This window comes from Mesorhizobium sp. M8A.F.Ca.ET.218.01.1.1 (assembly GCF_004791165.1).
Classification (GTDB): domain Bacteria; phylum Pseudomonadota; class Alphaproteobacteria; order Rhizobiales; family Rhizobiaceae; genus Mesorhizobium.
This window is the reverse complement of the sequence record NZ_SRUZ01000007.1, coordinates 163,767-185,585: the sequence shown is the minus strand read 5'-3', so window position 1 is coordinate 185,585 and position 21,819 is coordinate 163,767. Positions and strand designations below refer to the sequence as shown.

General features: G+C 65.1%; 21 protein-coding genes and 1 pseudogene. 16 read left to right on the top strand and 6 right to left on the bottom strand.

The annotated features are described in order from the left end of the window. Positions 1-107: 107 nt before the first annotated feature. Complete coding sequence (locus EN861_RS24615; protein WP_127278501.1) at positions 108-695, bottom strand: dihydrofolate reductase family protein; 588 nt, start codon at positions 693-695, stop codon at positions 108-110. Positions 696-803: 108 nt separating this feature from the next. Between EN861_RS24615 and EN861_RS24610 the strand changes: the two genes are divergently transcribed. The 3 genes from EN861_RS24610 to EN861_RS24600 all read left to right on the top strand — a co-directional run bounded on the left by EN861_RS24610 (position 804) and on the right by EN861_RS24600 (position 3,427). Beyond that, on the top strand, positions 804-1,220 hold the full coding sequence (locus EN861_RS24610) for a helix-turn-helix domain-containing protein (protein WP_135866120.1): 417 nt from the start codon (positions 804-806) through the stop codon (positions 1,218-1,220). A gap of 276 nt (positions 1,221-1,496) precedes the next feature. Further along, positions 1,497-2,744 (top strand): DNA polymerase IV, encoded by a 1,248-nt coding sequence (dinB, locus tag EN861_RS24605; RefSeq protein WP_135866117.1) that lies wholly within the window; start codon positions 1,497-1,499, stop codon positions 2,742-2,744. A gap of 299 nt (positions 2,745-3,043) precedes the next feature. Further along, positions 3,044-3,427, top strand: coding sequence for a YkvA family protein (locus EN861_RS24600; protein ID WP_135866115.1), 384 nt, complete (start codon positions 3,044-3,046; stop codon positions 3,425-3,427). A 41-nt stretch (positions 3,428-3,468) separates the two neighbouring features. Here EN861_RS24600 and EN861_RS24595 read toward each other — a convergent pair whose 3' ends face one another. After that, entirely contained in the window at positions 3,469-4,002 is a 534-nt protein-coding gene (locus EN861_RS24595; protein WP_127278498.1) for a sterol desaturase family protein, read from the bottom strand. A gap of 161 nt (positions 4,003-4,163) precedes the next feature. On the opposite strand from EN861_RS24595, the gene EN861_RS24590 reads away from it, so the two are divergent. Further along, positions 4,164-4,628 (top strand): NUDIX domain-containing protein, encoded by a 465-nt coding sequence (locus EN861_RS24590; protein WP_135866113.1) that lies wholly within the window; start codon positions 4,164-4,166, stop codon positions 4,626-4,628. Between the two features lie 202 nt (positions 4,629-4,830). Here EN861_RS24590 and EN861_RS24585 read toward each other — a convergent pair whose 3' ends face one another. Beyond that, positions 4,831-6,018 (bottom strand): Gfo/Idh/MocA family oxidoreductase, encoded by a 1,188-nt coding sequence (locus EN861_RS24585; protein WP_135866111.1) that lies wholly within the window; start codon positions 6,016-6,018, stop codon positions 4,831-4,833. Between the two features lie 323 nt (positions 6,019-6,341). On the opposite strand from EN861_RS24585, the gene EN861_RS24575 reads away from it, so the two are divergent. From EN861_RS24575 to EN861_RS24525, 10 genes and pseudogenes are all read left to right on the top strand, one after another. After that, a complete protein-coding gene (locus EN861_RS24575) occupies positions 6,342-7,235 on the top strand; it encodes a MurR/RpiR family transcriptional regulator (protein WP_135866106.1) in 894 nt (297 codons plus the stop codon). 343 nt (positions 7,236-7,578) lie between these two features. Beyond that, complete coding sequence (locus EN861_RS24570; RefSeq protein WP_135866104.1) at positions 7,579-8,361, top strand: SDR family oxidoreductase; 783 nt, start codon at positions 7,579-7,581, stop codon at positions 8,359-8,361. Beyond that, entirely contained in the window at positions 8,358-9,890 is a 1,533-nt protein-coding gene (locus EN861_RS24565; RefSeq protein WP_135866102.1) for a mannitol dehydrogenase family protein, read from the top strand. Before EN861_RS24570 ends, EN861_RS24565 begins: the two co-directional genes overlap by 4 nt. A 35-nt stretch (positions 9,891-9,925) precedes the next feature. Further along, the gene (locus tag EN861_RS24560) at positions 9,926-10,840 is read left to right on the top strand and encodes a sugar phosphate isomerase/epimerase (protein WP_127870345.1); all 915 of its coding nucleotides are present in this window, start codon (positions 9,926-9,928) and stop codon (positions 10,838-10,840) included. An 89-nt stretch (positions 10,841-10,929) separates the two neighbouring features. Then, a complete protein-coding gene (locus tag EN861_RS24555; protein WP_135866100.1) occupies positions 10,930-11,964 on the top strand; it encodes an ABC transporter substrate-binding protein in 1,035 nt (344 codons plus the stop codon). 214 nt (positions 11,965-12,178) lie between these two features. Next, a complete protein-coding gene (locus EN861_RS24550) occupies positions 12,179-13,720 on the top strand; it encodes a sugar ABC transporter ATP-binding protein (protein ID WP_135866098.1) in 1,542 nt (513 codons plus the stop codon). Further along, entirely contained in the window at positions 13,717-14,688 is a 972-nt protein-coding gene (locus EN861_RS24545) for an ABC transporter permease (protein ID WP_135866096.1), read from the top strand. The genes EN861_RS24550 and EN861_RS24545 overlap by 4 nt, the downstream gene beginning before the upstream one ends. Positions 14,689-14,920: 232 nt before the next feature. Further along, the gene (locus EN861_RS24535) at positions 14,921-15,901 is read left to right on the top strand and encodes an ABC transporter permease (RefSeq protein WP_135866093.1); all 981 of its coding nucleotides are present in this window, start codon (positions 14,921-14,923) and stop codon (positions 15,899-15,901) included. A 278-nt stretch (positions 15,902-16,179) separates the two neighbouring features. Beyond that, positions 16,180-17,055, top strand: a complete 876-nt coding sequence (locus EN861_RS24530) for a hypothetical protein (RefSeq protein WP_135866091.1) — start codon at positions 16,180-16,182, stop codon at positions 17,053-17,055. Between the two features lie 249 nt (positions 17,056-17,304). Continuing rightward, a pseudogene (locus tag EN861_RS24525) lies at positions 17,305-17,400 on the top strand (protein usg); the annotation flags it as partial. A gap of 26 nt (positions 17,401-17,426) precedes the next feature. Here the strand turns inward: EN861_RS24525 and EN861_RS24520 are convergent. The 3 genes from EN861_RS24520 to EN861_RS24510 all read right to left on the bottom strand — a co-directional run bounded on the left by EN861_RS24520 (position 17,427) and on the right by EN861_RS24510 (position 20,778). Next, a complete protein-coding gene (locus EN861_RS24520; RefSeq protein WP_135866089.1) occupies positions 17,427-18,176 on the bottom strand; it encodes a hypothetical protein in 750 nt (249 codons plus the stop codon). 72 nt (positions 18,177-18,248) lie between these two features. Beyond that, positions 18,249-19,751, bottom strand: coding sequence for an ATP-binding protein (locus tag EN861_RS24515; protein ID WP_127279059.1), 1,503 nt, complete (start codon positions 19,749-19,751; stop codon positions 18,249-18,251). Between the two features lie 334 nt (positions 19,752-20,085). Continuing rightward, positions 20,086-20,778 (bottom strand): glutathione S-transferase family protein, encoded by a 693-nt coding sequence (locus EN861_RS24510; protein WP_189343720.1) that lies wholly within the window; start codon positions 20,776-20,778, stop codon positions 20,086-20,088. Between the two features lie 197 nt (positions 20,779-20,975). Between EN861_RS24510 and EN861_RS24505 the strand changes: the two genes are divergently transcribed. Next, a complete protein-coding gene (locus tag EN861_RS24505; RefSeq protein ID WP_027146346.1) occupies positions 20,976-21,284 on the top strand; it encodes a hypothetical protein in 309 nt (102 codons plus the stop codon). A 128-nt stretch (positions 21,285-21,412) separates the two neighbouring features. Then, a complete protein-coding gene (locus EN861_RS24500; RefSeq protein ID WP_135866087.1) occupies positions 21,413-21,784 on the top strand; it encodes an endonuclease domain-containing protein in 372 nt (123 codons plus the stop codon). Positions 21,785-21,819: the final 35 nt, after the last annotated feature.

The window sequence follows — 21,819 nt, the reverse complement described above, 5'->3', positions numbered from 1 at the left end:
TCGATGCGGCCGCCCTTTCGGCGACCGCATCTTGAAGACGAAGAGAAGCGGGCAAAGGATTCCGGCCAAACGTCTTTTTTATCGGGGCGAGGCCAGTATGCGCCGGATCAGCCTGCCTGCGCGTAGCGGCTGACCACCATGCCGCAGGCATAGGCCTTCGAGCCGAGCAGCCGCAGGTTTCGGAACCCGCCCTCGTCGAAGATACGGCGGCCGGCGCCCAGCACGGCAGGATTGACGAACAGCTGGAACTCGTCGACCAGCCCGGCCGCGATCAGCGCCGACGCAAAGCCGGCGCCGCCGAAGACGGCCATGTCGCCGCCCTCGCCCGCCTTCAGCGCGTTGACCTCGCGCGGCAGGTCGCCGCTCACCACCGTCGTGCGCTCCCAACGCGAGGCTTCGAGCCTGTCGCTCGGCACCACCTTGCGCGCTTCGACGATGCGCCGGGCGAAAGCATAGAAGGGATCGGCCGGATATTTCCTCGCCGCATTGCCCCAATGGGTGAGATAGCCCTCCTCGGCCATCTTGCGGCTGAGCAGGATGGTGTCGATGCCGGCGAACACGGCGTTGAAATCCTGTTTCAGCTCGGCGTCCCAACCATTGTCGTCGCCCCACTCCCAGAGCTGCCACGGGTGATCGGCGTCGGCGCCGACGAAACCGTCGACCGACATCTGCATCTGCAGGATGAGCTTTTTCATCGGGTGTCCTCATCAGATTTGCCTAAGGATGGTTTACTTTCGGAACCATTTGACCTGTCGGGAAAAATGATGTCAATAGTAAAGTGATTTAAAATTGGAACCATAGGGATGTCGACGCGCGAACGATCCGCTTGCCCGATCAACCTGTCGCTGGAAGTGCTCGGCGACCGCTGGACGCTGCTCATCATCCGCGACCTGATCTTCGCCGGCAAAAGGCATTTCCGCGAGTTCCTTCAATCCGATGAAGGCATCTCCTCGCGCACCCTGGCGGAGCGGCTGCAGACACTGCAGGACGAAGGCATCCTTACCCGCAGCGACGACCCGAGCCACGGATTGAAGGCAATCTACCGGCTGACCGAGGCCGGTATCGACCTCTTGCCGGTGCTTGCCACGCTCGGCGCCTGGGGCAGCAAGCACCGCAACGCCGATGACAAGCTGGCCCGTATCGCCGAGGAACTGGCTGCCGGCGGCGAGCCGGCGCTGGAACGGATGAAGGTGGCACTGCGGGCAGAGCATATGGTGTAGGCGGGAGCGCTGTTCTAAGGGCGAAGCAGCTTCCTTGAAAGTCGGCGCCGCGGGTCGCCGGCGGAGCCGCCGGCCTTTCTCCCCGTCACTATACGGGGAGAAATGCCCGGCAGGGCAATGAGGGCAGCACTGCCGCCTGGGTAGCCAGTCGAAGCATTTGAACTAGGTCACACTCCCCAACGAGATGCCTCCACAACCTGCCTCCCGATTGACAATGGTCCGCTTTTGTTCTCTATATGTTCCGGTCTATCAGCAATCGCGGATGAGCGGAACAGGATGGAAACAACGGCCACCATCCTGCATGCCGATCTCGACGCCTTCTATGCCTCGGTCGAGCAGTTGCTCGACCCCACGCTGCGCGGCAAGCCGATCGCGGTCGGCGGCGGCGTGGTGCTCGCTGCCTCCTATGAGGCGCGTGCCTTCGGCGTGCGCGGCGGCATGCCGGGGCGCAAGGCGCGCGAGCTTTGCCCGCAATTGATCTTCGTCGGCGGCAATTTCAGCCACTACCAGCGGCTGGGCGACGCGGCGATCAAGGTGCTCGACGATTTCACGCCGGTGGTCGAGCGCATCTCCATCGACGAGGCCTTTGCCGATGTCGCCGGCTGCACGCATCTGTTCGGACAGCCAGAAGAGATCGCCACGATGATCCGCCGCCGTGTGCGGGCAGAACTCGGCCTGCCGATCTCGATCGGCGTCGCGCGTACCAAGCACCTGGCCAAGATCGCCTCGCAGGTCGCCAAGCCCGACGGGCTGGTGGTGGTCGACCCCGGCACCGAGCTTGCCTTCCTGCACGATTTGCCGGTCTCGCTGATGTGGGGCGTCGGGCCGGCAACCAGGGCCCGGCTTGCCGAGATCGGCGTCGAGACCATCGGCGAACTGGCCCGCACCCACAGCGGCGCGCTGACGCGGCTGCTCGGCCCCGCCGCCGGCGACAAGCTCGCGGCCCTGGCGTGGAACCGCGACCCGCGCAAGCTGGAGACGAAGCGCCGGGCGCATTCGGCCGGCGCGCAATCGGCGCTTGGGCAAAAGCCGGCCGTGGCGCGGGTGATCGTGCCGACACTGCTGCATCTGGCCGACCGCGTCGCCAGCCGGCTGCGCGCCAAGAACCGCCCCGGCCGCACGGTGACGGTGCGCGTGCGCTTCGCCGATCTCAGCGCCGTCACCCGCTCGATCACGCTGGAACAGCCGATCTCGGCGACGATCATGCTGGCCGAGATCGCCGGCGACCTGGTGCGCGGCGTGCTCGCCGATCACCCACGGGAGAAAACCATCTCGCTGCTGGCGATCTCGGTCTCGCATCTGGAAGAGAGCGCCGAGCTGCAGCTCGACCTGCCGCTCGGCCTTGCCGACGAAAAGCGCCGCCCCGGCAGCCGAAAGGGCCTCGCCCGTTTCGGCGCCGACCGCGCCGTCGACAAGATCCGCGAGCGCTTCGGCAAACAGGCGGTCGGCTACGGCACGGTGGCGCTGGAGGCGGCCCGTTCGGTGCCCGACGAATTCAGGGAACTGGCGGAAAAGGAGCTGTGAGCGGAGAAGCCCTCCCGTCGCTCACGCCTTGCGGATCAACGTGCCGAACCAGGCGGCGCCGCGGTCACGGCCGACAGCAGCTCGCGCTTCACCAGCACCGGCTTTTGATAGGTCTTCCTCACGGCAATTCCCCCACACCCAGGCGTCTGGCGGCAACTAGCATCCGGCAGGCACCGCTTGTCAAGAAGAGGCGAAATTGGCTAGCGGGGCAGTTTGCAGATCGCGAAAATGGTTGCAATGATCGAAGCGAAGGGAGCGGCGGCGCCGACTGTCGAGATCTAATAAAAGAGGGTTGCCGTGTGACCATCCTTGACAAGGCAAAGCAATGGGCAAGGGCCATCAAGCGCGATGTGGTCGCCTTGTGGCTGGCCGCCCGCGATCCCCGCGTTCCCTGGTACGCCAAGGTTGCCGCCGGCGCGGTCGCCGCCTACGCGCTCAGTCCTATCGATCTGATACCCGATTTCATTCCCGTCCTCGGATATTTGGACGATCTGATCATCGTACCGCTCGGCATCCTGCTTGCGGTGAAGTTGATCCCCGCCGCTTTGATGGCTGAGTTTCGCGCGGCAGCCATTCGCCGATCCAGGCCGACCAGCCGCGGCGGTCTGGCATTCATCGTTGGAATTTGGGTTCTGATGGCCGCCGCGCTCATCTGGTTGTTCTGGCCAGATCGCTCGGCTTAGATTTCAGGCCCGGCGTTTCTCATTGCCCCGGCAGCCCCACATCAAAGCCGCGCGGTGCCGAAAATCCGATCCCAGAAAATCGACGTCACGCCGAAATTGGCGTTCTCGTCGACATGGTGATGCACCGCGTGGCGGCGCTTCAGCATGTAGAGATAGCTCGGATGGGTCGGATGCCAGTGATGGATCATGTGGTGGACGCTGATGTACCAGAGGTAGCCCAGCATCAGACCGCAGCTCACCGCGCTGGCGGTCGCGAAATCCGAGACCATCCAGACAGGCAGGAACGCCACCAGCGCATGAACGCCGAGGCTGAGCCAGGTGGGCGTGCCCACCGGGCTGCGCTCCTCGATATGGTGACGGTCGTGCAGGTCCCGGATCCAGGGAACGTGGTGCAGCACGAAGCGATGCAGGACGTATTCGATCAGCGTCCACAGGCCAAGGCAGATCAGCGCCGTGCCGATCCAGTCCGGCGCGCCTTCCTCTCCGGCCTCGATCAGCCCGGCCACGCCCAATACGGCGATCACCAGCGGATAGACCACGAAGTCGCTATAGTAGCCGATCAGACCCAGCTGCATTCGAACGAATCACCTGACTTTTCGACGCCGCCCCAAAGCGATGCTATCAGATTGCCGGACTCGCGCATGAGGTGCAATCCGGATGCGCCTGACATAGCGTCGCAATTTCCCGGTGCAAGATCGGCAGACTTCGCACCAGTGCCGCAAACGGACATGCAAACATGGCAAAACGCAGCGCCGGCCTGCTGATCTATCGCCGCAGCGGTGGTGACATCCAGGTGCTGCTGGTGCATCCCGGCGGCCCGTTCTGGGCGAAGAAGGACGATGGCGCCTGGTCGATCCCGAAGGGCCTCGTCGACCAGGGCGAGGACGAGTTGGCGGCGGCGCGACGCGAGACCGGGGAAGAGCTCGGCACGAAGGTCGAAGGCCCCTTCGCGCGTCTTGGCGACTACCGGCAACCGGGCGGCAAGATCGTCTCGGCCTGGTCCGTCGAGGCCGACATCGATGCCGCCGTCATCAGGAGCAACACCTTCACCATGGAATGGCCGCCGCGATCCGGATCGATGAAGGAATTCCCGGAGGTCGACAGAGCCGGCTGGTTCACATTGGCCGAGGCCGAGGTGAAGATTTTGCAGGGCCAGCGCCCGATGCTGTCGGATCTGGCGGGGCAACTGGGCGTGGCATGATCGCCGACGGCAAAGCTGCCAATCTCCCCCAAGAGGGGAAGATGGCCGGCAGGCCAGAGGGGGGCGCTGTCCCGCCAACGTCTCGGTCAATCAGGTATGTCCGTCGGAGGCTTGCGTGAAAGAGGATCATACCGATAGGCAGTGATCCTTGGCGCCCCCCTCTGCCCTGCCGGGCATCTCCCCACGAGGGGGAGATTGGCTGTCATCCCCCAAACCGCGCCGCCGTCCACGCCCCGCTGGCCGCGTTCGACTCCACGGCGGCGGCGACGAACTTCACGCCGCGCGCGCCGTCGACCACGTCGGGCACCTGTGCCGCGCGGGCAGGATCGACCACGCCCCCCGAACGGTGGGCGCGGATGATGTCGGCGGCGTCGCGGTAGAAATTGGCGAAGGCCTCGATATAGCCCTCCGGATGCGCCGCCGGCATGCGCGAGACGCGCCGGGCTTCAGCCGTCGAGCCATGGCCGCCACGCACCAGCGTGCGGGTTTCCTCGCCATGGACGGAAAAGCGCAGTTCCTCCGGCCGCGTGCCCGACCATTCGAGCCCGGCTCTGTCGCCATAGATGCGCACGGAGAGGTCGTTGTAGTGGCCGGGCGACGTCTGGCTGGCCAGGATCGTGCCGCGCGCGCCGTCGGTCCAGCGCACCAGCACATGCGCATTGTCGTCGAGCCGGCGCCCCGGCACGGCGGTGAACAAATCGGCGGATACAGCCTCGGCCTCGCGGCCGGAGATGAAGCTTGCCAGGTTGAAGGCGTGCACGCCGATATCGGCCAGCACCGCCGACTGCCCTGCCCTCGCCGGATCGGTGCGCCATTCCGCCTGCTTCTGGCCATCGGCATCGATCGGCTTGGTCAGCCAGTCCTGGATATAGGCGCCATGCACAGACACGATCCGGCCGAGTTCGCCCGCCATCACCATCTCGCGCGCCTGGCGCACCATGGCGTAGCCGGTGTTGTTGAGGGTGACGACGAAGCGCCGCTTTTTCGCGCGCGCCAGCGCCACCAGCGCTTGCGCGTCATCAAGCGTCGTCGACAGCGGCTTGTCGCAGATCACGTCGATACCGGCTTCGAGAAAGGCGGTGGCGATCGGCGCGTGCAGATGGTTGGGCGTGACGATGACGACCGCCTCGATGCCGTCCGGCCGCGCGGCCTCCGCCTTGGCCATGTCGCGATAATCGGCATAGCTGCGGTCAGGCTGGATGCCGATTTCGGCGGCCGAGGCGGCGGCATTGTCCGGGTCGGACGACAGCGCGCCGGCGACCAGCGCGATCTGGTCGTCAAGCCGCATGGCCAGCCGATGCACCGCGCCGATGAAGGCGTTGCGGCCGCCGCCGACCATGCCCACCCTCAAGCGCGTGCCCGCCGACCCGTCCGATGTTGCGTAGACCATGTTTCCTCCTCCACCTATCACTTCGTCATCCTGGGGCGGAGCAAGGAGCGCAGCGACGCGGCGCAGACCCCAGGATCCATGCCGTGGCTTCAAGGCGTTGCGACGGTGCAGAATCTTCTGATTCCGCCGCGTTCCTCGGCAACTGTCACGGCATGGATCCCTTGGGCTGCGGAGCAGCTCCAGGGGTCTCCGCGACGGAGCTTCGCTCCTGCTTCGCCCTAGGATGACGACGTTGGAAGGACTTACCGAGCCCCCCTACCACCCTCGAACAGGATTTCCAATTTCCATATTGTAAAACGATCGTATCGCGCTAGCCTGAATTCATGAGCGGGGCGAGAAAACCATCCGGACGATCCAGTGCCGACGAGGCGGCAACGCGCAAGCGCGGGCGTTCGCTGGCGGCCCTTGGCTATATACAGCCGCAGACCTATGAAGAGCTGCGCGCGGTGCTGTCCTCCGGCACGGTGCATTTTCCGAAGCGCCTGCGCCAGGTGGCGATCTTCCTGTGGCAGCATCCGAGCGAGGTCGCGCTCGGCACCATCGCCCAAGTGGCGGCACAGGCCGGCGTGCAGCCCTCGACGCTGGTGCGCTTCGCGCAGATCTTCGGATATTCGGGCTTTTCCGATTTCCAGGGCCTATTCAAGGACCACGTCAAGGGATCCTGGCCGGAAGGCCGTGGCGAGCAGCGCGCCGAGACCGAGCCTAACGCCGCCATGCATTTCCTGCGCGGCATGGTCGGCGCCTCGCTGGCCTCGCTCGGCCGCATCGAAAGCGGCTTCGATGTCGAAAGCTTCGAGAAGATGTTGGCGACGCTGGCCGACGCCGACCTGATCTACGTCATCGGCTCCAAGCGCGCCTTCCCCGTCACCACCTACCTGTCGCTGACGCTTTCGCAGCAAGGCGTGCGCAACGTGCTGGTCGACAATGTCGGCTCGACCGCGCTCGACCAGGTCGGCTGTATCGGCAGGCAGGATGCGGTGCTGGCGGTATCCTTCAGCCCTTATAATTCGATCACGCCCGACCTCGTCGCGGTGGCGCACGAACGCGGCGCCCGCATCGTCACCATCACCGACAGCACCTTCTCGCCGCTGATCCGGCTCTCGGGCAGCTGGCTGGAGGTGGTGGAATCCGACTTCGCCGGTTTCCGCTCGCTGGCGGCGTCGCTGGCGGTCGGCATGGCGCTGGTCCATGGCGTGGCGGCAAAGCGCGGCAAGTGAATATTGGAGGTTTTGATGGAGAGTTTCGACTTGTGGCGGCGACCATAAATTATCGACGCCCGCGCCGCCCCTCATCGCCCTGCCGGGCACTTCTCCCCGTATAGTGACGGGGAGAAGGGGCTGGCCTCAGCGCTGGCACCCCCTTTGCAACATTGGTGATTGGCGAAATCGGTGACGACAGCGCCCCTCTCCCCGTCACTATACGGGGAGAGGATGCCGGCAGGCAGGTGAGGGGCGGTGCAGACTTTAGGATGTCATCTGATGAACCGCCACTGGCACAATTGACTACCGGGAATTATCGTTCCATATTTTGAAAAATAGAAACTTTGTTCCGGGAGGAGGAATGGAGATCAGGCTCGAAGGCAAGGTGATATTGGTCACCGGGTCGACGCAAGGCATCGGCCGTGCCATCGCCGAGACCCTGGCGCGCTCCGGCGCGGCCGGGCTGTTGGTCACCGGCCGCGAGAAGACGCGTGGCGATGCGGTCGCGGCGGAGCTTTCGCGGCTGGGCACGCCGACACTCTTCGTCGCCGCGGACCTCGGAGACCCGGAAACTCCGGCCCTTTTGGCGCAGGCCTGCATCGAGCGCTTCGGTCGCATCGACGGCCTGGTCAACGCCGCCGGCCTCACCGACCGCGCGTCCTTCCTCGACGCCAGCCCCGAAGACTGGGCGGCGCTGTTCGCCGTCAATGCGCGCGCGCCGTTCTTCCTGATGCAAGCGGCGATTGCCGACATGCGGAAACGCGGCCAGGGGGGCGCGATCGTCAACATCCTGTCGATCAACGCCCATTGCGGCTCACCCGAGCTTGCCGTCTATTCCGCCACCAAGGGCGCGCTGGCGACACTGACCAAGAACGCCGCCAACGCCCACCGCTTCGACCGCATCCGCGTCAACGGCATCAATGTCGGCTGGACCGACACGCCGACCGAGCGTGTGATGCAGGCGCAGACGCTCGGACATGGCCCGGGCTGGCTTGACGCCGCCAACGCCGCCCAGCCCTTTGGCCGGCTGCTCGGGCCGGACGATATCGCCAACCTCGCCGTCTTCCTGCTTTCCGACGCGGCCGGGCCGATGACCGGGGCGGTGATCGACCAGGAGCAGTCGGTGATCGGGGCGAACCGGTGAACGCCATCGAAACGCTTGGGCCTGGCCTGCTGGAGCGGCTTCCCGCCGCCGTGCAAAAGCCGACCTACGACCGCGCATCGCTGTCACCCGGCATGGCCCATCTCGGCGTCGGTGCCTTCCACCGCTGCCACCAGGCCGAATACACCGACGACCTGCTCTCGCTGAAGTTCGACCGCTGGGGCATTGTCGGCATCAACATCCGCCCGCCGGCGCTCGCCGACACCCTTGGCCGGCAAGGCGGCCTCTACACAAGGCTGATCCGCGAGAACGACCATGTCGAGGCGCGCATCATCGGCAGCATCGTGAAGGTGGTCGACAGCCAGGACAGCGCCGCACCGGCGCTCGCGGTGCTCGCCTCGCCCGACATCGAACTGGTGACGATGACGGTGACGGAAAAAGGCTATTGCCATATCCCGTCGACCGGCGCGCTCGATCTCGGCCATCCCGACATCGTCCATGATCTCGCCAATCCGGAAGCGCCACGCAGCCTGCCCGGCATCCTGGCGCTGGCGCTGGAGCAGCGCAGGGCCACGCATGGCCTGAAGCTAACACTGCTCTCCTGCGACAACATTCCGACCAACGGCGTCATCCTGGAAAATGTCGTGCGGGGCTTTGCCGAACGGCGCGGCAATGGGCTCGCCGACTGGATCGCGGCCAATGCCGCCTTCCCCTCCGCCATGGTCGACCGCATCGCGCCGGCTGTGTCGCCGGATGACCTCGACAGCGTCGAACAATGGTTCGGCTATCGCGACGGCGCCGTTGCCGTCGGCGAACCGTTCCGGCAGTGGGTGATCGAGCAGAAATTCGCCGGCCGCATGCCGCGCTGGGACCTGGCCGGCGCGACCTTCGTCGACGATGTCACGCCGTTCGAGCATCTCAAGATGCGGGTGCTGAACGGGGCGCAGACGACGCTCGCCACGCTCGGCGTGCTGGCGGGGCTCGAACACACATTCGATGCCATCGCCGACCCGCTGCTGTCGGTCTTCGTCAGGAGCATGCTGGTCGAGGAGACGCTTCCGACACTGACGCCGGTGCCCGGCATGGAGCCGTTGGCTTATGTCGAGCAGAGCCTTGGCCGGCTGAAGAACACAGCGATCCGCCATCGCAACCACCAGATCGCTACCGATGGATCGCAAAAGATCGTCCAGCGCCTGCTCAACCCGATCCGCGACCGGCTGAGCCAAGGCGCCAGCATCGGCCTGCTGTCGGTGCCGGTCGCCGGCTGGATGGCCTATCTCATCCTGGCCTCGGCGCGCTTCGGCAAACGCTGGCCGGTTTCGGATCCCTGTGCCGGCAAGGTCGCGGAAATCGCCGACGAAACCGGACGCGACGCGCCGGCGCTGGCTTCGGCCATCCTGGCCATCGACACGATTTTCGACCCTGGCCTTGCCGCCGACGAGGCGTTTCGCAAGACGGTGACTTCAGCGCTGGGCGAACTGCTTTCGGACGATCCGATGGCGGCCGTTCGACACAGTCTGGAGCAAGACGGGGTCGCGAGGTTGAAACGATCCAAACTATCGGCATTATAGGCATCGATCGCGGGTTCGCGGTCAGGGGAGGCATGATGAAACTTGGACTGCTCACCGCACCATTCGCGGAGACGCCGCTCGGCGAGGTCGCCGGCTGGGCAAGCTCCGTCGGCTTCGAGGCCTTGGAAATCGCCTGCTGGCCGAAAACCTCCGGCGCCACCCGCCGCTATGCTGGCACCAGCCATATCGACGCCGCCGGCACCTCGGCCTCGCAGGCGAAAGAGATTGCCGCTTCGCTGGCGGAAAAGAACATGTCCATCTCCGGCCTCGGCTACTACCCCAACCCGCTGCATCCCGATCCGGCCCACCGCGAGGCGGTCATCGGCCATCTGAAGAAGGTGATCGTGCTGGCCGCCAATATGGGCGTGCCGGTCGTCAACACCTTCTGCGGCGGCGATGCCTCCAAAACCGTCGACGTCAACTGGCAGGATGCGCTGAAAGTCTGGCCCGGGATCGTCGCCCATGCACGCGACCACGGGGTGAAGCTTGCCTTCGAGAACTGCCCGATGATCTTCAGCTATGACGAATGGCCGGGCGGGCACAACATCGCCTATTCGCCGCAAGTCTGGCGCCGCATCCTGGAGAGCTGGGGCGGCGATGTCGGCATGAATTTCGACCCCTCGCACCTGGTCTGGCAGATGATCGACCAGGCCCGCTTCATCAGGGAATTCGGCCCCTACATGCTGCATGTCCACGCCAAGGACCTGATGATTGATCATGATGGTTTGTACGAGCGCGGAATCCTTTCGGCCGGGATAGGCTGGCAGGTGCCGCGCATGCCGGGGCTGGGCGATGTCGACTGGAGCGGTTTCTTCTCCGGCCTCTACCGCGCCGGCTATGACGGCTCGGTCATCATCGAGCACGAGGACAGGCGATTTGAAGGCAGCGACGATCAGGTGAAGCGGGGTTTTCTGCTCGCCCGCGACGTGCTGCGTCCCTTCGTCAAATGACGGCAAGGCGAGCCACTTGACTCCGTTTGTGAGTGGCACGGCTTAACGGGTTGGAACTGAACTGAAAAACAATGTGGAGGAAGACTGAAATGAAGACATATCTGACCATGGTTCCGCTGCTTGCCAGCGCCGCCCTGCTCGCCTCGGTGGGCATCTCGTCGGCGGCTGGCAAGTACACGATCGGCATCTCCAACACCGTGCAGGGCAATGGCTGGCGCGAGGAGATGGTGTGCGCCATGAAGGCGCAGGCGCTCGCCTCGGGCGAAGTGACCAAGCTCAACATCGCCCACCGCAACACCGATGCCGCCGGCCAGCTGGAAGACATCCGCAACCTGATCAGCGCCAAGGTCGACGCCATCGTCGTCAACCCCGCCGATCCGGCCGGCATCAAGGCGGGTCTTGAAGAAGCCACCAAGGCCGGCATCGTCGTCGTCGCCGTCGACCAGGCGGTCACCGAGCCATCGGCCTACATCATTTCCAACAACCAGGAGCAGTATGCCTATCTCGGCGCCAAATGGCTGTTCGGCCAGATGGGCGGCAAGGGCGAGGTGTTCTACATGCGCGGTGCCGCCGGCGCCTCGGCCGACTCGGATCGCGACAAAGGCTTCAAGAAGGCGCTGGCCGAATTCCCCGACGTGAAGGTCGCGCAGGAAGTCTTCACCGGCTGGCAGCAGGACCAGGCCAAGCAGCAGATGCTGTCGTTCCTCGCCACCGGCACGCCAATCAACGGCATCTGGACCTCCGGCATCGACAACGTCATCGTCGACGCGCTGGTCGAATCGCAGGCGCCGCTGGTGCCGGTCGTCGGCGCCGACAATGCCGGCTTCGTCGGCCAGTTGAGCTCGGTCAAGGGCCTCGTCGGTGCCGCCGTCACCAACCCCGGCTCGATCGGCGGTGCCGGCGTGACGCTGGCCCTGCAGATCCTCGACGGCAAGAAGCCGGCCCAGCAGACCGTGCTGGTCGACCCGCAGCTCTGGGACAACGCCACCGACGAAGGCAAGGCCAAGCTGAAGGCGGCCGCCGACCCGTCGCTGAGCCCCGAATGGCCGGTCTCGATCTCGATCCCGGACTGGACGACCTACACCAAGGAGCAGATCGTGGCCTGCAAGGGGCCGGGGGAGTAAGGCTGAGGTTTGCCAACGGACCATCCGTCGGCGCTGCCCCTCACTGTCCTGCCGGACATCTCTCCCCGTAAACGGGGAGAGAGAAGCTGGCCGCAATGCCGGCGACAAGCCCCCCTCTCCCCGTCTCTATACGGGGAGAGGATGCCGGCAGGCAGGTGAGGGGCGGCGCCGACATTTCTAATTATTCGACCTCATAAATAGAGACCCAATCAATTTGACCACCAGCCCCCTCCTCGACGCCACGGGCGTCGCCAAGAACTACGGCGCGGTCGCCGCCCTGCGCAATGCGTCGCTGTCCGTCCTGCCGGGCGAGGTGCATGCGTTGATGGGGGCCAACGGCGCCGGCAAGTCGACGCTGGTGAAGATCCTGACCGGCGCGATTTCGGCCAATGCCGGGCGCATCCTGATCCGTGGCGAGGCGCGCGACATACGCTCGCCGGCGGCCGCGCGCCGCGCCGGGCTGTTGCCGGTCTACCAGGAGCCGTCGCTGATCCCCGATCTCGACGTGCTGTCCAATCTGCGGCTCACCGGAACGCCGGTCGAGCCGTTCCGCGCCTGGGTGCGCGAACTCGGCATCGCCGACCTCGACCTGCGCGACAGCGCGCGCGACATTCCATTGGCCGTGCTGCGGGTGCTTGATCTGGCCCGGGCGCTCGCCGTTGAACCCGACGTGCTGCTGCTCGACGAGATGACCGCGGCGCTGCCCGCCAACCTTGCCGAAAAGGTGCTGGAAGTGGTCCGCCGCCAGGGTGACGCCGGCCGCGCGGTGATCTTCATCTCCCATCGCTTCGTCGAAATCGCAGCCCTTTGCGACCGCGCCACCGTGCTGCGCGACGGCGAGACCGTCGGCGTCGTCGACATCGTGCCGGGCGTCGAGGAAGAGATCGTCGAGCTGATGCTGGGCACCCGCATCGAAAAGGCCAAGGTCGCCGCCCGAAGCGTCAGCGAGAAGGCGGCATCCGCCCCTGCCCGACCGCGCATCACCGTGAAAAACCTGCGCGTCGGCATCAAGCTCAGCGATGTCTCCTTCGATCTCGCCGATGGCGAAGTGGCCGGCGTCGTCGCGCTCGAAGGCCAGGGCCAGGACGAGCTGTTCGCCGCCCTTGCCGGCTCGATCCGGCCATCCGGCGGCACGATCGAGGTCGACGGCCAGGCAGTAAAATTCTCACATCCGATCGACGCCATCCGATCGGGGATCGCCTATGTGCCCGGCGACCGTTCCGAGGCGCTCGCCATGCAGCGCTCGGTGCGTGAGAACATTGCACTCCCTTTCAGCGCCGCCCTGCGCAACTGGGGGCCTATTCATATGCGTAAGGAGCGCGCCACGGTGCAGAGCGCCATCCAGCGCCTGCAGATCGACACCCGCGCCCAGGGCGAGGTGCAGCGCCTGTCCGGCGGCAACCAGCAGAAGGTGACCATCGCGCGCTGGATCGCGGCGGACGCCCGCACCATCCTGTGCTTCGATCCGACACGCGGCATCGATGTCGGCACCAAGCAGGAGATCTATAAATTGCTGCGCGAACTCGCCGGCCACGGCAAGTCGGTGCTGTTCTACACCTCGGAACTCGAGGAGGTGCAGCGCGTCTGCGACCGCGTCATCGTCATCTTCGGCGGCCGTCTCGTTGACATCTTTCGGGTCGAGGAAGCGGACGAATCGGCGCTGATGCGGGCCGCCTACGGCCTGCCGCGCGGCGCCAAGGCCGATATCGGCATATTGGCCGATCCCCAGTCCCCGTCTTCGGGGACGACGCCATGAACCATTTCCTGCGCCGCCAGGGCTGGGTGTCAGGCCTGTTCGCCCTGCTCATCGTTCTGTTCATCGTCACAAAACTGATCCAGCCCGGTTATGGCAGCGGCGATTTCGGCTCGCTGGCGCGGGCGGTACTGCCTTACGCCTTTGCCGTCGCGGCCCAGACCGTCGTCGTCATCGCCGGCGGCATCGACCTCTCGGTCGCCGCCATGATGGCACTGACCAGCGTCACCGCCGCCTCGATGATGGCGGGCGCCAGCGAGGAATACGCGCTGTTCGTGGTGCCCTTCGTGCTCGCCATGGGTTTTGTGCTGGGCGCCCTCAACGGCCTGCTCATCGTCGTCACCCGCGTGCCCGACATCGTCGTTACGCTCGCCATGCTGTTCGTGCTGCAAGGGGCGGCCCTGCTGGTGCTCGGCGCGCCGGGCGGCGCCGCGGCAGAATGGCTGAAGGCGATGATCTCGGGCACCGTGCCGATACCGGGCCTGCCCGACGCCATCGACGCCTGGCTGCCCAAGGCGCTGCTGGTGCTGATCGTCTGCCTCTGCGTCATCTGGGTCCCGCTCAGGCGCTCGCGCCTCGGCCTTTCCATCTACGCCATCGGCTCGAGCGAGCTGGCGGCGTTCCGCAGCGGCGTGCCTGTCGCCCGCACGCGCATCATCGCCTACGCGCTGTCCGGGCTGTTCGCGGCCATGGGCGGGCTGGCGCTGACCATGAGCACCGGCATCGGCGCTCCCATTCCCGGCCCCTATCTGCTCGCCAGCGTCGCCGCCGTGGTGCTGGGCGGCGTCGCGCTCGGCGGCGGCAAGGGCGGCCTGCTCGGCCCCATCGTCGCCGTCTTCGTGCTGCGCCTGGTGCGCACGGACCTGACGCTGCTCGCCATCGACCCCAACGTCACCGCCATCATCGAAGGCCTGATCATGGTCGCCGTGGTGATGTTCGGCGCGTTTATCACGATGCGGGGGCGGCAATGATGGGAGAGAGAAATATAGAGCGTAGCGCTCTACGGCGCCCCCCTCTGGCCTGCCGGCCATCTCCCCCACTTGTGGGGAGATTGGCTGTTGTTGCGGCTTTCGCCAATCTTCAACGTTGCAGAAAAGAGTGGGGCGCCAAAGCGGCCAATCTCCCCCCTTGTGGGGGAGATGTCCGGCAGGACAGAGGGGGGCGCCGTAGAGCGCTACCCTCCCAGAACATCGGACCCACCCCATGAGCACATCAGCGATAACCCCCGTCCCCCTCGGCCGCCGCCTGAAGCGCTTCATGGCCGACCGGCCGCTGGTGCCGCTGATCATCCTGCTCGTCATACTGGTGGTGATCCTGCAGATCCTGCGTCCCGGCATCGTCAACGAGCGCTGGATCGCCAACACCATCAAATTCGCCATTCCGCTGGCGATCCTTGCCGGCTGCCAGACCATGACCATGTTGACCGGCGGCATCGACCTGTCGGTCGGCACGGTGGCGACGATGAGCGCCTTCATCATGGCGACGCAGATCGTCAGCCAGGACCCGGCGGTGGCGTTCCTGCTGGCGATGATGCCGGCGGTGCTGATCGGCCTCGTCAACGGCATCGGCGTCGGTGTCTTCCGCGTCCACCCGCTGATCATGACGCTGGGCACCAGCCTGATCGGCACCGGCTGTCTGCAGGTCTATCAGCGCACGGTGATCGCGTCGGGCGCCAAGATCCCCGACTTCCTCGCCTGGCTCGGCACCGGCGTCACCTACGGCTTTCCCAACGCGCTGCTGCTCTTCGTGCCGCTGGCGGCGCTCATCGTCTTCACGCTCGCCCGCACCGGCTTCGGCCGCCTGCTCTACGCCGTCGGCGACAATGAGCGCGCGACGCGTCTGTCGGGCGTGCAATACTGGCAGGTCATAACGGCGCTCTACGTCACCTCAAGCATGCTCGCCGGCATCACCGGCCTGCTCTATATCGGCCTGATCAAGGCGCCGTCGCTGTCGCTCGCCGAACCGCTGGTGCTGCCTTCGGTGGCGGCGGCCGTCATCGGCGGCACCTCCATCTTCGGCGGCCGCGGCGGCTACACCGGCACCATCATCGGCGCGCTGATCCTCACCGTGCTGACGACGCTCTTGACCATCCTGCAGATGCCGGAGGGCGCGAGAAGGATCTTGTTCGGGTTGATCGTGCTGTTCGTCACGGCGGCCTATTTGCGGATCGTCGAGGAGCGGTGAAAGGATCCCGCGAAGGCCACCGTTTTGGATCATCAAGCAATCCAGTGCCTGCGCACAAGAGATAAGCGGCGAAGGGATCGATTTTGAGAAACTCGCCGCTTCCGTATTTTTGCCAACTATATTAGTACTTGTTGAAGTGTATTGGCGTGATGCCATTGGATACCACTATTTGTTTTCGGCCAGCGTTCACTTTGAACCATTGATTAACCGCCTATGCTTCATTCTGTGAATCGCATGCACAAGGCATGTGAAACCCGAGAGCTTGCTCGATGCGGATCATGCCGGATTTCACCGTTACGATACAGAAGCTGATGTCGGCCAAGAGCGGCTTTGCAGGCGCCAACCAGCCCGCGTTCGCGAAAGCAGGCACGGCGCTGCGGACCGAGCCTCCTGTCATTCGTCCGGGTGCAACAGCTGATGAGGACGACGCCGAATACGATCCGTTCGGCAGCTTTCGCCAGGCCGCTGAGGCGCAGGCGTCTTCACCCATCAGTGCAACGTCCACCACGACGGCACAAGACCGTTATTTGCGCGCGGGCGAAGCCAACTTTGACGAACTCCAAGCGGAGTATACACGCTTCATCGGCTCGATGGTCGAGGCAGACCGCCGACACGAAGATTCCACCGTTGCGCGCAACTTCATCCCCACGGGCGAGACACCGGAAACGGTGATGGCGATGGGAGAACATGACTATATGTGGGCCGTCCAGGACGAGATGGAGGCCGCTGCCGACCGCAGCCCGCAGGCGCAGGCCAACAAGGCGATCAGCAACCAGAGCCTGACCTACGGTGATGCCGGCAGGATGACTTCCGATGCCCTGTTCAGCCTGCAGAAGGCCTTGCCAGCTTTGAACAGCGCCTTGGCGAGTGTCACCCCCGAGGCCATTGAAAAGCGCCTGCAAGGCATCGGCGACGACTCGAAACGCCAGCTTCTCGCGCAGCAACTGGCCAGGAACGATATGCTCTTTGCCAAGAGCAATCTGCGCTACGTCGCCAGGATAGTCAAAGGCATCGAGGGTGGCCCCAACAAGGTGACTGGCGACGTCCTGCTCAAGAACGACCAAGGCCAGTACCAGCTGGGCGATTTCTCGATTTCGTTCAAGGGCGATGTGTTGCTGACCTCCAAGGACAAGTTCAAGGCATTCACCGGCTGAGCTTGTCCGAGGCGCCGGCGTCTTGACGGCAACCAACTGATCGCTGGAACTATGGCCTGGCGCCCGAACAATATCGAAAGAAGTGCAGCTGCCTTCCAACTGCCCGATGGTGGCGCCCGGCGGCCCGATAGCCAAGTTTATCCTCGATATCTAGGAGTTCATTGCGACCACGCATGGGGCCTCCTGCAGATCGAGTATCCGACCGTCCATGACGCGTGCTGCGTCGCGGCCGCGCGCCACCCCGAGCGCTTGGAGGGACCGCTTCACTCCGTCCACATCGCCCACCACCGGCTCATCACCCCATCGGAATGGCGAGCGGTCGACGGTGTTATCACCGTCCAGTAAGGGCGGCGTCGTTGCGCACGCAGGCCTCACCAGAAGCCGATGAACGACCTCAATATCGCCGCGGGACCGATCGCCTGCCTGCAGGTCATGCGAAATCCGGCCCGGCCCGTTGCCTCAAGCACGTCGTCGTCGATGTCGCGCAGGATTCTGTGCGCATTGCGCCAGCCGATCCTGGCCAACGCGGCTGCCAGATCCGCCCGCGAGGGGTCAAACAGGCTCTCGTTGGCGGCCGGGTCCCCGGACCGGTCGATGTCATTGCTCGAGACAAGCGCGTGGCGTGGAATTGTCACGTCGGTGCTGGCTTCGAACGGCGTGGACAGATCGAGGAAACGGGAAATGGAACTCAGGCAAAGGGCCGGGGTCGCGACGAGTTGCTCATAGCATACGAAATGCACGGGCGTGCCGGTGCGGCGCAGCGCCTCCATAGCAAAGTAGAACTGGTTCCAGTAGTCGGCGGGTGCGCGGAACCTGTATTCCATCTGCGGCCGCGTGAAATCCTGCCTGATTTCGAAAGGCTGGTTCAGGAACGAACCGAAATGTTTGGCCGGCCTCAAAATGCTGTTGTGCCTGGTGAAACGGAACCAGGACAGGAGCTGAGTGATCGGGTCCTTGCTCATGACAATGATGGGCAAGTCGCCATATTGCAGCGCGCGCCCGTTCATCAGGGCCGGAAAGATCCCATGCTTCCAAAAACCCTGGTCAAAGACGACGGGCACGCCGAGATAGGCCTCGACCAGATGTTTTGCGAGATTCGTGCCCGATTTCGGCGTCCCCATGATGCGGATCCGGGCGCCAGTGCCGCCGGCCTGCGTCCGCGATCCACCGGGACCTGGGCTAGTCATCGGCCCTCACAGCGCCAGGCTGCCCTGCTCCGCCGCCTCGGCGTTGGGGTCGCCCGGCGCGGTGGCCCAGGCGAGTTCGACCAGCGTCACCGTGCGCTTTCCCGTGCCGTCGAGCTGGCAGACGATGAGGCCCTGCTCCTCGATATAGGTCAGCAGCCGCCGGGCCCGGCGCATGGAGTGCGACCCATAGGCGCGGGCGATCGCGCCATCGCTCGGGCACGGCCAGCCCTCCTTCGCCGCGCGCGCGATCATCATGAACACGCCCTGCATGTCCTCTGGCAGCAGTGAGGCGCGCACCGAAACATCCCGCCACGCGTCATCCTCGGCCATGTCGGACCCCACCCCGGCACGGGCGCGTGTCAGCATGCGGCGAAATTCCTGGAGATCGGGTATGACCGAAGCCAGTCCCTCGATGCGGCAGCGCACGACGAATTCCTGGTAGAGGACGCCGATGACGCGAAATCCCGCATCGGGTTCGGCCAGGATGGCGCGCAGGATGCGGTCCATCCGCTCGCGCCGTTCGGCCAGATCCTCGGCGCTGGGCGCGGGCTCGGCCGGTTCGGGCCGAATGTCGCGCGGCGCCGATTTCGCCGCCATCAGCTGCTCCAGCAGATCCGGCGACGCCACCCGGCGCGGCGCGCGCATCGTCTCGGGCGGCGGGGCGGCCAGGATGATCGCGCGGGCGTCCTCGAGAGCGGATTCCGGCATCGCCATCAGCCTGGGCGTGCCGTTGCGCGGGCTGGTGTCGGTCGGACCGATGCGCAGGCCAAGCGGGCGGCGCGACAGCGCCGGCCCCAGCGCCATGAACTGTCCGCGCTCCAGGTCGCGAAAGGCCTCCGCTTGCCGCCGCTCCATGCCGAGCAGATCGGCGGCGCGCGCCATGTCGATATCGAGGAAGGTGCGGCCCATGAGGAAGTTGGAGGCTTCCGCCGCGACGTTCTTGGCGAGCTTGGCCAGCCGCTGCGTGGCGATGATGCCGGCAAGCCCGCGCTTGCGGCCACGGCACATCAGATTGGTCATGGCGCCGAGCGAGAGTTTTCGCGCTTCGTCGGAAACCTCGCCGGCCACCGCCGGCGCGAACAGCTGCGCCTCGTCGACCACCACCAGCATCGGGTACCAATGGTCGCGCGCGACCTCGAACAGCCCGCCAAGGAAGGCAGCGGCGCGTCGCATCTGGTTCTCGGCGTCGAGCCCTTCGAGGTTGAGCACGGTTGAAACACGGTGGATGCGCGCCCGCTCGCCGGCTGCCTGCAGGCCGCGCTCGGTGTGCTCCTCGGCATCGATCACCAGATGGCCGTAACGCTCGCCCAGCGAGACGAAGTCACCTTCCGGATCGATGATGGTCTGCTGCACCCAGGGCGCGCTCTGTTCGAGCAGGCGCCGCAACAGATGCGACTTGCCGGAGCCCGAATTGCCCTGCACCAGCAGGCGGGTCGCCAGCAGCTCCTCGAGATCGAGCTTCGCCGGAGCGCCCGCCGTCGTGTGTCCCATCTCGATCGCAACGGTCATGCCAGACTCATCGGCTCCTTCGCAGACGGGCTTATCAACCCGATCGCGGCCCGTCGAGCCGCGCAGGCCAAGCGATTCGCGTTGCGCACAGCCGAGACAATGATGACGTGGCCACGATGGACGGCCGCAAACCAGCGCGCCGCCTGCCGGTTACTGCCTCGGGCCTGTGGATAGTAACCCCCTGTTCACCATGGGCCGGCGTTCCGATTGCGGGCACCAGGCATCCGCCTAACCTGACCCTGCATCGTGCCCCAACGTGATGCACCCAACGCCCCAAATGGCGGCCGGCGTCTTCAAGTTCCTCTGTGTATGCGCCGGTCGTCAGGTCTGTCCGTCACCTCATCGCTTCCTGCCTCGGCACCGGCGGCAAATGCGGTGCGGCCAGTCCCTTGAAGGGATCACGCCAGGCTTCGACGGCTTCGAGCCGGCGATACCAGCGGGCAAGAGCGGGATAATCACCGAGCGGCAGCCCGGCGACGTCGTTGAACGGCAGGAACGTCGCCATGCGGAAGTCGGCATAGGAGACCGAGTTGCCGACCAGCCATTGCCTGCCGACGAGCGTTGTCTCCAGGATCGCCGCCGTCGCTTGAAAAAGCTTCAGCCCCTCCTCGACCAACTGATGATCGATTGGGCCCAGCCCGTAGCGCTGCTTGGTGCCGCGCTCGAAATGCACCATGTCGCAGGCCCGCGCGAAATTCTCCTTGCCCCAGCTCAGCCAGCGGATCATGTCGGGCTCATCCTCACCGCCGCGCCAGAAATCCGAACCCATGTCGCGCGACAACCGGCAGGCTATGGCGTCGGCCTCCCACAAGCTGCCGCCCGGCCACGCCAGTATTGGAAGGGAAAGATTGGGATTGAGCGGCCGGAACCGCTCCGCTTGCCCCGGCGCGAACGGCGATGCGAATTCGAAGGTCAGCCTCGCCCCGAGATGACGCGCCACCGCGACCGCCAGGCGCGGATTGGGATTGCGGCTGAAGAACAGTTTTGTTTCCACCCCAGCCGGCATCGCCTCGCCCCTGTCACTCATGAATGCCTCTCCTTGTCCCCGGCGACCACCGTCAGATCAAGGACGGATGCGGCTGGCGCAATCCGACAAATCATACATCCCACGGGAGCGGGAGGAACGAGCAGCCATCGAAACAGGATGGGTTGGGCAAAGTTTGGGTTGACCGTCTCCGATGGCGAGGCGACACTTCATCCCGCAGCAAGGCAGGAGGAAGAACGATGGATGAGCCCGACCGCTGGCGCCACATGTCCAGCGCGCCGAAAGACGGCAGCCGGATCCTCGTTACGGTCCGCCCATCCGAACAGGGGCCAGCGGAAGTCGACCTTGCCTACTGGTCACGCGCTGATCAATTCGGTGAGGAAGGCTGGCGCGCTTCCGATTCCTCGCCTGGCCGCGTCGTCGAATATGCCGAGCCGGAGCTGAAATGCTGGATGCCGATGCCCTCGGCCAATCTCAGCCGGGGCGCCTCGATGCCGGCGCCCTGGGAAGGCGACGACGCGCAACAGCTGGACGGCTCGGGGATTTAGCGCTCTTCCTCCCCTCTGCGATTGGCGAAATCGCCGAAACCGCCAATCTCCCCCCTCGTGGGGGAGATGTCCGGCAGGACAGAGGGGGGCGCCGTAGAGCGCCAACCTCAATCACAATCGAAACTGCCATGCCTCATACGCCATTGCCGCCGCAGAACCGAGCGAATGCTCGATCGATGCGCAAAGTCATGACCGACGCGGAGTTGAAGCTCTGGAATGAACTTCGCGCGCATCGGCCGATGGGGCTTGGCTTTCGAAGACAATTTCCGATTGCCGGCTATATCGCCGACTTTGCGTGCCCGCAGAAGAAGCTCGTCGTCGAACTCGATGGATCGCAGCATGGTGATGCAGATCTTGCAGTCAACGACACTGTCAGGACGAGGCGTCTGGAGCAAGACGGCTGGTCCGTGCTCCGGTTTTGGAATGACGATGTCATCCGCGACATCGACAATGTCAGCCAGCATATTGTCATCATGGCGGGTTTGGGTGGTATCGAATGAAAGGCTGGCGGGACAGCGCCCCCCTCTGCCCTGCC

Excerpts from the sequence above, each read along its gene's own strand:
- EN861_RS24520 (WP_135866089.1), bottom strand. The coding sequence starts at position 18,176 with ATGGGGACGCCGAAATCGGGCACGAATCTCGCAAAACATCTGGTCGAG.
- EN861_RS24545 (WP_135866096.1), top strand. The coding sequence starts at position 13,717 with ATGAACCATTTCCTGCGCCGCCAGGGCTGGGTGTCAGGCCTGTTCGCC.
- EN861_RS24610 (WP_135866120.1), top strand. The coding sequence starts at position 804 with ATGTCGACGCGCGAACGATCCGCTTGCCCGATCAACCTGTCGCTGGAA.
- EN861_RS24510 (WP_189343720.1), bottom strand. The coding sequence starts at position 20,778 with ATGAGTGACAGGGGCGAGGCGATGCCGGCTGGGGTGGAAACAAAACTG.
- EN861_RS24500 (WP_135866087.1), top strand. The coding sequence starts at position 21,413 with ATGCCTCATACGCCATTGCCGCCGCAGAACCGAGCGAATGCTCGATCG.
- EN861_RS24615 (WP_127278501.1), bottom strand. The coding sequence starts at position 695 with ATGAAAAAGCTCATCCTGCAGATGCAGATGTCGGTCGACGGTTTCGTC.
- dinB (WP_135866117.1), top strand. The coding sequence starts at position 1,497 with ATGGAAACAACGGCCACCATCCTGCATGCCGATCTCGACGCCTTCTAT.
- EN861_RS24585 (WP_135866111.1), bottom strand. The coding sequence starts at position 6,018 with ATGGTCTACGCAACATCGGACGGGTCGGCGGGCACGCGCTTGAGGGTG.
- EN861_RS24515 (WP_127279059.1), bottom strand. The coding sequence starts at position 19,751 with ATGACCGTTGCGATCGAGATGGGACACACGACGGCGGGCGCTCCGGCG.
- EN861_RS24530 (WP_135866091.1), top strand. The coding sequence starts at position 16,180 with ATGCCGGATTTCACCGTTACGATACAGAAGCTGATGTCGGCCAAGAGC.
- EN861_RS24505 (WP_027146346.1), top strand. The coding sequence starts at position 20,976 with ATGGATGAGCCCGACCGCTGGCGCCACATGTCCAGCGCGCCGAAAGAC.
- EN861_RS24570 (WP_135866104.1), top strand. The coding sequence starts at position 7,579 with ATGGAGATCAGGCTCGAAGGCAAGGTGATATTGGTCACCGGGTCGACG.
- EN861_RS24555 (WP_135866100.1), top strand. The coding sequence starts at position 10,930 with ATGAAGACATATCTGACCATGGTTCCGCTGCTTGCCAGCGCCGCCCTG.
- EN861_RS24560 (WP_127870345.1), top strand. The coding sequence starts at position 9,926 with ATGAAACTTGGACTGCTCACCGCACCATTCGCGGAGACGCCGCTCGGC.
- EN861_RS24535 (WP_135866093.1), top strand. The coding sequence starts at position 14,921 with ATGAGCACATCAGCGATAACCCCCGTCCCCCTCGGCCGCCGCCTGAAG.
- EN861_RS24590 (WP_135866113.1), top strand. The coding sequence starts at position 4,164 with ATGGCAAAACGCAGCGCCGGCCTGCTGATCTATCGCCGCAGCGGTGGT.
- EN861_RS24595 (WP_127278498.1), bottom strand. The coding sequence starts at position 4,002 with ATGCAGCTGGGTCTGATCGGCTACTATAGCGACTTCGTGGTCTATCCG.
- EN861_RS24575 (WP_135866106.1), top strand. The coding sequence starts at position 6,342 with ATGAGCGGGGCGAGAAAACCATCCGGACGATCCAGTGCCGACGAGGCG.